A 6,688-nucleotide genomic window follows, 5' to 3' on the forward strand; every position below is an offset into this window, starting at 1 on the left:
CGGTGACGATGAACATGCTGCAATATGTTTGGTTCAACATGCCCGATCTCTGGGACTGGCGCTCGATCGGCGTGCTGCACTTCCAGTATGAAAAGCCCTGGGAGACGGATCACCCCCGAGCCGAGATCCTGCAGCCGCTGATCGACCTCTGGTTCGCCTACCTGACCGGGGACGGCATCCCGGAGATCGCCTCCCTACCCAATCCGGCATACCGATGAGCCGGGTACTTGTCTCGGGCGGCACGGGCTTCGTCGGCCGCTTCATCGTCGAGCATCTGGCCGACCACGGCTACGAGGTCGTCGTCGGGGCACGCACACCGCCGGCAACCGGGCACTTCCGGGCCCCGACCGCGTTTCAGCCGCTGGCACTCGATGCGACGCGCGACCAAGGTGCAGCCTTCGCGAATATCGACCATTTTGTCCACGCGGCCTTTGAACATGTGCCAGGACGCTACCGGGGTGGCGAAGGCAACGACCCCGAAGGCTTTCGCGTGGCCAATCTGGACGGCAGCCTTCGCCTCTTTCGGGAGGCAAGCATGAGCGGGGTGAAGACCTGCCTGTTTCTGTCGAGCCGTGCCGTCTACGGCGAGCAGATGCCGGGCCTGGAACTCATGGAAGAAACGCCGTGCCGGCCGGAAACGCTCTACGGCCGCCTCAAGCTCGAAGCCGAACAGGCTCTGGCCGCCATGTCCGGCCCGGAATTCAGGCCCGTCAACCTGCGGGTCACCGGTGTCTACGGCGAGACGCGCCCCGGCACCCGCCACAAGTGGCAGGAACTCGTCTCGGACTACCTCACCGGACGCCCGGTTCTGTCGCGCGCGGGCACGGAGGTGCATGGCGACGATGTCGGCGCTGCGGTCCGATTGGCAATCGAAAGCCCGCGTGAACCTGCCGGGTGCGTGACCCTCAATGTCTCCGACGTGCTTGTCGATAACCGCGCGCTGCTTGCCATCGTCAAGGAGATCACCGGCAGCACGCATGCCTTGCCGGATGCCGCGCCCCTGGCGTCCTTCAATGCCATGAATACCCGAAGGCTGAGAGGAATGGGGTGGCAGCCGGGCGGAATCGAGCGGCTGCGGCGCACGATCGGAGCCATGCTTGCCTGACATCAAGCGGAAAGGCCCGGCGTCGCGGACGCCGGGCCTTTCTTGTCGCGCCGAAACCAGCGCCGATCGGGGCAGTCGATCAGCTGCCGGGGCGGTCAGGCGACCGCGGGAAGTTCCATTTCCGGCTCAACGCGCGAAGAGGACCTGGGTCTCACTGCCGAGCCCGGTACGACGAAGAGTAGACTGTGCGCAAAGGCAATGGCCGCAGCGAGCAGCACCGCATAAGCCGTCAGGATGGCAGTCATCGGCACCACGAAGTTGAGTTGCGGCAGTGCACCGAGCATCAGCGGCACATACCAGGATGTGGCCGAGACGGCGCCGGAGACGAGGAAAACACTGCGCTGCATCGTCGACATGCCATCCATCAGCGACGAACCGATCTGCGCCTTCACCTTCGGCAGGATGACCGCGTGGATGAACGCCCCGTTGATCGTCAGGATGGCGACGATGGTCATCTTCGCCCAGACTTTTTCGTTACCGAGCTTGATCGGCTCGAAGAAGCCGTAATAGGCCAGGAAGCCGAAACCGGTGACCCATAGGAGGATCAACCCCCAATTGACGATCCTCGACCCGAAGTGAAACACGGCGAAGTGCTCCGGAGACACCTTCCCCTTGATGAAAAAGCGCAGGATCATGAGGTCGAGAACGGTGGCGGCGCCCAATCCGAGCGCAAGGCCGATGAAATGAAGAATGCGCAGGCCTGTTTTCAGTCCGATGACGAGATCCAGGCTCAGGGTATTAATCAGAAACGTGAGTCCCATTAGAAAAGTACCTTCCGATGTCGTTAGCATCACATGGGAACGGCACTCCCCGCTAATTTGGCGCCTCTTCGTGTTCCCTCAGACCATGTGAAATAACGCTGAACGCAATACTCTTCCGTCTGTCCCTAGGCGGCATGTGATACTGTTACGCCCGTTGTCGCCTTAGCTAGCCCATACTTTGCCGCATTCCTGACACCTTTCAGCGCCTGCGAACTGGCCTTTGGACTAGGTCTGGCGTCGCCCGGGCTCTAGGTACGGACGAAATCGGCTCAAAGCGCGGCATCGCTGTGGCGAGATTAAGAATATTGTAAAATAGTCACATTGAATACGAATTCACAGATCGCAGCCGTTACCCCTTGAAATGAGCCAGGCACATCACCAGCGACGGAGACAGGCGACGCTCGGCCCTCCCCAATCGGCTACCCCGCCCGACTAGGGGTGGCGGGCACCCCTCGCGCACGGCGTGGACGTGATTACCCGAGATCGATGACGACGATCTCCGGCGGGACGCCGAAACGGACAGGCGCGAGAGAGCAGCCGAGTCCACCCGAGACGATGAGGTTGCGGTTTTCCTCGACCATATGGCCATAGGCGTAGCGATCGCCGAAGCGCGAAGGCACCACCGGCGCGTAGCCGAGAAACCGCACCTGGCCACCGTGGGTATGACCCGACAGCGTCAGCGCGACCCGCGCGGGAACGCTCGGGAAGATGTCCGGCTCGTGGGCAAGCAGAATGACAGGATCACCGTCGGCCACCTGGGCAAGCGTGCCGTCGAGATCGTCGAGACCTGTCATGCGCTGGCGCTGCCACTTCTTGCCCGGCACCAGGGCAAGCTGGTCTTCGAGACCGGCAATCCAGAAGCCCTGCCCGTCCTTTTCAAGCCGGGTCGCCCGATTGCTGTAGACGTTGATGCCGACATCCTGCAGCGCCTTGTGCCCGAAGGTCGGACCAGCGCCATTTCTCTGCGCCGTCTTGTCCTCCCACCAGTCGTGATTGCCCATCACGGCATGAACGCCGAGCGGTGCCGTGAGCGTGGCAAGCGCTTTCGACCATTCGCTGGAATGCACGTAGCTGGTGACGAAGTTCATACCGGCGACATAGTCGCCGAGGAGCACCGTGACATCGCCGCCGAGACTGTTGGCCTGGCGGCAAATCGAAGCGATGCGGCTCGCCGGCATCCACGGCTCGCAAGCATGGATATCCGTGAGCATGACGACACGAAGCTTTAGGCCGGGCGTCCAACCGGGCGGCGTCACCGCGTAACGGGTCACGCTCAGGCGAGCCAGTGGCTCCACGGCAAAGGCGTAACCGCCGAGTGCCGCCATGCTGGCGATCCCGCCGCCGATCACTTTCAATAATCCGCGGCGTGTAATCATCTATTCGTCCTCGAGTGTCAGCCGAAACTGCGTCGCCTCGACCTCTTTCGGCGGGTTGAGGCCGATATGTTTCCAGGCATTCGCGGTCAAGATACGACCGCGCGGTGTTCGCTGGATGAAGCCCTGCTGGATCAGGTAGGGCTCTATGATGTCTTCGATCGCATCGCGCGGTTCCGAGAGGCCAGCGGCGATAGTTTCGATGCCGACAGGACCGCCGGCGAAATTCTGCGCGATCATGAAGAGGTAGCGACGGTCGAGCTGGTCGAGCCCCATGTTGTCGACAAGCAGCCGCGTCAGCGCTTCGTCGGCAATCTGCTTGGTCACGGCTTCGGCGCGCGCCACTTCGGCGAAGTCGCGCACTCGGCGCAACAGCCGGCCGGCAATGCGCGGCGTGCCGCGGGCGCGGCGGGCGATTTCGCGCGCACCGTCGTCGGTCATGCCGAGGCCCATCAGCCTGGCGCCACGCCGGACGATCGATTCCAGTTCCTCGACCGTATAGAAATTGAGCCGCACCGGAATGCCGAAGCGGTCGCGAAGCGGCGTCGTCAAGAGACCGAGGCGGGTCGTCGCCGCCACCAGCGTGAATTTTGACAGGTCGATCTTCACCGAGCGCGCCGCCGGGCCCTCGCCGATGATGAGGTCGAGCTGGAAATCCTCCATCGCCGGATAGAGAATCTCTTCGACGGCAGGGTTGAGCCGGTGGATTTCGTCGATGAAGAGCACGTCACGCTCTTCGAGATTGGTGAGCAGGGCCGCAAGGTCACCGGCCTTGGCGATGACCGGACCGGAAGTCGAGCGGAAATTGACCCCGAGCTCCTTGGCCATGATCTGCGCAAGCGTCGTCTTGCCGAGACCGGGCGGGCCGACGAAGAGTACGTGGTCCAGCGCCTCGCCGCGGTTCTTGGCCGCCTCGATGAAGATCTTCAGGTTGGCGCGCGCTTCCGCCTGGCCGGTAAACTCGTCCAGCGACTGCGGACGCATGGTCGCGTCGAGATCCTCACCGCGTTTTTCCGGCGTTATCAGACGTGCCGCATCAGTCATGCATTCGTTCCAGTTGGTCGGTCGTCATGGCGCGGGCACCCACCGGTGTCCGGCCTCTTCCGTTCTGCCTTCTGCGCCCCGCCAAGGCAAGCGCTCATCGCGCCAGTTCCTTGAGGCCGAGGCGAATGAGCTTGGCGCTGTCGCCGCCCTCGCCGCCGTTCTTCAGTGCAGCTGCAACCGCATTGGCCGCCTGGTCACGCGAGTAGCCAAGATTGGTGAGTGCCGAAACCGCATCCGATACCGGCGCGGACGCGACGCCTTCTCCAAGCTCCTGCTTGAGGCCGATCGATGATGCCATCTCGCCGGCAAAGGACGGCGCCTTGTTCTTGAGCTCGGTGACGATGCGAACCGCGACCTTGGGGCCGACACCCGGCGCGCGCGAGACCGAGGTCTTGTCCTGCAGCGCGATGGCATTGGCCAGCTCGCCCGGCGTCAGGGTCGACAGCACCGCGAGCGCCACCTTCGAGCCGACGCCCTGCACGCTCTGCAGCAGCCGGAACCACTCGCGCTCCAGCGCCGTCAGGAAGCCGAAGAGCTTCAACTGATCCTCGCGCACATAGGTCTCGATGAAGAGTATGGCCGCCTCGCCGGCAGAGCCGAGCTTGGACAACGTGCGCGCCGAACAAAAGGCGACATAGCCGACGCCATGCACGTCGAGCACGACATGATCCTCGCCGATCTCGTCGATGGTACCCTTCAATTTGCCGTTCATATGGCGTCTCTCGCGGTGGGGGATGGTCGCCCAGACCATCGGAAGATATCTTGTCTCCAGCGTCGCGCGTCTTTCAAGACGCGTAGGGTCGCCGTCATACTTTAGATCTACTGCAACTACGCCATCAATGCGGCGAGCCGGCTGGTCACAGATTGCCGGTTGTGGGCATGGCAGATGGCGATCGCCAACGCGTCCGCCGCATCGTTGCCCTTGAACTCGACCTTCGGCATCAGAACCTTGATCATCATGTGGATCTGCTGCTTCTCGCCATGGCCGACGCCGATCACCGCCTTCTTGACCGCGTTCGGTGCATATTCGGCGACCCTCAGCCCGGCGCGCGCCGGCACCAGCATCGCGATGCCGCGTGCCTGGCCGAGTTTCAGCGTCGCAGTCGCGTCCTTGTTGACGAAGGTCTGCTCCACTGCCGCCTCGTGCGGCTGGTAGCCGTGCACCACCTCGGCAAGGCCGTCGTGCAGCTGGCAGAGCCGCGAGGCGAGATCCATATCGCCATCGGAGGTAACGGTGCCTGAAGCCACGAAGCGCAGCGAATTGCCGAGCGTCTCGATGATGCCCCAGCCGGTGCGGCGCAGGCCCGGATCGATGCCGATGATGCGAATCGTATTCTGCATGAAATTCACCCTATGATGCCAGTCCGGACGCTGCCAGCAAAAAGTGAACAAAACAAAAACATACGCACAGTTGAAAGGACCCGCGGGGATTTCTTCGCTACCACCCTTGGATTGAGGAAAATTGAGCTTACATAGCTTTCCATCAATTTCTCTCAATGAAGGCCCTTGCCATGGCGACTTTCTCCGTCCTCGATCTCTCCCCGATCACGCAAGGCGGCAGCGTCGCCCAATCGCTCGAAAATTCGCGCCGGCTGGCCCAGGCTGCCGAGGAAAACGGTTATCAACGGTTCTGGCTGGCAGAGCATCACGGCATGAAGGGCATCGCCAGTGCCGCGACCTCGCTGGTGATCTCGCACGTGGCTGCCGCCACCAAGACCATCCGCGTCGGCTCCGGCGGCATCATGCTGCCCAACCACTCGCCGCTGGTGATCGCCGAACAGTTCGGCACGCTGGCAGCTCTTTATCCGGGGCGCATCGATCTCGGCCTCGGCCGCGCACCTGGAACCGACATGCGCACCGCCCAGGCGCTTCGGCGCAACATGGAAGCGAGCGGCAACAATTTCCCGAACGACGTCGTCGAACTGCAGGCGTTGCTCGGCCCGGTGGCCGAGGACCAGAAGATCATCGCCGTTCCGGGTGCCGATACCAATGTGCCGATCTGGCTGCTGGGCTCCAGCCATTTCAGCGCCCATCTCGCCGGTATGCTCGGCCTCCCCTTCGCCTTCGCCTCGCATTTCGCGCCCGACATGCTGCTCTCGGCGCTCGAAATTTACCGCGAACGCTTTACCCCGTCCGAGACGCTCGACAAGCCTCAGGTCATGGTCGGCGTCATGGGTGTCGCCGCCGATACGGATGAGGAGGCGAACTATCTCTTCACCTCGATGCAACAATCCTTCGTGGCGCTGCGTCGCAATGCGCGCGGGCAGTTCCCGCCGCCGGTCCAGTCGATGGATGGACTCTGGAGCTATGACGAAAAGATCTTCGTCGACCGTTCGATGATGTATGCGGTGGTCGGCGGGCCAGAGACGGTCCGCCGCAAGATCGCAACATTCCTTAAGCAGACA

6 protein-coding genes and 2 pseudogenes are annotated in these 6,688 nt (G+C 62.7%); 3 read left to right on the forward strand and 5 right to left on the reverse strand.

Going from position 1 to position 6,688, the window contains the following annotated elements:
- Together I8N66_RS27100 and I8N66_RS27105 are read left to right on the forward strand one after the other, a co-directional pair.
- Positions 1-218: pseudogene (locus I8N66_RS27100) on the forward strand (glycosyl transferase); the annotation flags it as partial.
- Positions 215-1,105, forward strand: coding sequence for an NAD(P)-dependent oxidoreductase (locus I8N66_RS27105; RefSeq protein WP_291160439.1), 891 nt, complete (start codon positions 215-217; stop codon positions 1,103-1,105). The pseudogene I8N66_RS27100 and the gene I8N66_RS27105, both read left to right, overlap by 4 nt.
- A gap of 95 nt (positions 1,106-1,200) precedes the next feature.
- On the opposite strand, the gene I8N66_RS27110 is transcribed toward I8N66_RS27105, so the two are convergent.
- From I8N66_RS27110 to ruvC, 5 genes are all read right to left on the reverse strand, one after another.
- On the reverse strand, positions 1,201-1,866 hold the full coding sequence (locus I8N66_RS27110) for a hypothetical protein (RefSeq protein WP_291160442.1): 666 nt from the start codon (positions 1,864-1,866) through the stop codon (positions 1,201-1,203).
- A 473-nt stretch (positions 1,867-2,339) separates the two neighbouring features.
- Complete coding sequence (locus I8N66_RS27115) at positions 2,340-3,242, reverse strand: metallophosphoesterase (RefSeq protein WP_291160444.1); 903 nt, start codon at positions 3,240-3,242, stop codon at positions 2,340-2,342.
- Entirely contained in the window at positions 3,243-4,283 is a 1,041-nt protein-coding gene (ruvB, locus tag I8N66_RS27120) for a Holliday junction branch migration DNA helicase RuvB (RefSeq protein ID WP_065375272.1), read from the reverse strand.
- 94 nt (positions 4,284-4,377) lie between these two features.
- Positions 4,378-4,995, reverse strand: a complete 618-nt coding sequence (gene ruvA, locus I8N66_RS27125) for a Holliday junction branch migration protein RuvA (RefSeq protein ID WP_291160449.1) — start codon at positions 4,993-4,995, stop codon at positions 4,378-4,380.
- A gap of 116 nt (positions 4,996-5,111) precedes the next feature.
- Positions 5,112-5,624 (reverse strand): crossover junction endodeoxyribonuclease RuvC, encoded by a 513-nt coding sequence (ruvC, locus tag I8N66_RS27130; RefSeq protein ID WP_291160454.1) that lies wholly within the window; start codon positions 5,622-5,624, stop codon positions 5,112-5,114.
- A 170-nt stretch (positions 5,625-5,794) separates the two neighbouring features.
- On the opposite strand from ruvC, the pseudogene I8N66_RS27135 reads away from it, so the two are divergent.
- A pseudogene (locus I8N66_RS27135) lies at positions 5,795-6,688 on the forward strand (LLM class flavin-dependent oxidoreductase); the annotation flags it as partial.

The sequence above is a fragment of the Ensifer sp. SSB1 genome (assembly GCF_016652895.1).
GTDB lineage: Bacteria > Pseudomonadota > Alphaproteobacteria > Rhizobiales > Rhizobiaceae > Ensifer.